The sequence below is a fragment of the Flammeovirga agarivorans genome (assembly GCF_012641475.1).
GTDB classification, from domain to species: Bacteria; Bacteroidota; Bacteroidia; order Cytophagales; family Flammeovirgaceae; genus Flammeovirga; species Flammeovirga agarivorans.
Genome location: NZ_JABAIL010000126.1, coordinates 1 through 559, shown reverse-complemented (window position 1 = coordinate 559; position 559 = coordinate 1). Strand labels below are relative to the sequence as shown.

The following is a 559-nucleotide window of genomic DNA, read 5'->3' as shown; positions in this document are numbered from 1 at the left end:
TTTGTGGTGGTCAACGAAGAGGTATGCATTGGCTGCCGCTACTGCCATATGACCTGCCCGTACGGCGCCCCACAGTACAACGCCGACAAAGGCCATATGACCAAGTGCGATGGCTGTCACGAGCGCGTCGCCGAGGGGAAAAAGCCGATCTGCGTCGAGGCCTGCCCGCTGCGGGCGTTGGATTTCGGGCCGATTGCCGAACTGCGCGCTAAGCACGGCCAGCTGGCCGCGGTAGCGCCGCTGCCGTCGGCGCACTTTACCCGGCCGAGTATCGTTATCAAACCTAACGCCAATGCCCGGCCGTGTGGCGATACCACCGGTTACCTGGCGAACCCGAAGGAGGTGTGAGATGGGAAACGGATGGCATGAATGGCCGCTGATGGTCTTTACGGTCTTCGGCCAGTGCGTCGTAGGCGGCTTTATTGTTCTGGCGCTGGCGCTGATGACAGGCAAGCTTTCCCGTGAGCAGGAGCAGCGCGTGGTGGGCAGCATGTTCGGCCTGTGGGTATTGACGGGGATCGGGTTTATTGCCTCGACGATGCACCTTGGCTCGCCGCTG

At 61.9% G+C, this 559-nt stretch carries 2 protein-coding genes; both read left to right on the top strand.

The features are described 5' to 3' along the window. The coding region (locus HGP29_RS28570; RefSeq protein ID WP_168885851.1) for a 4Fe-4S dicluster domain-containing protein at positions 1-348 on the top strand (348 nt) is incomplete at its 5' end. A 1-nt stretch (position 349) separates the two neighbouring features. Next, a partial coding sequence (locus HGP29_RS28565; RefSeq protein ID WP_168885850.1) for a DmsC/YnfH family molybdoenzyme membrane anchor subunit occupies positions 350-559 on the top strand: 210 nt, incomplete at its 3' end.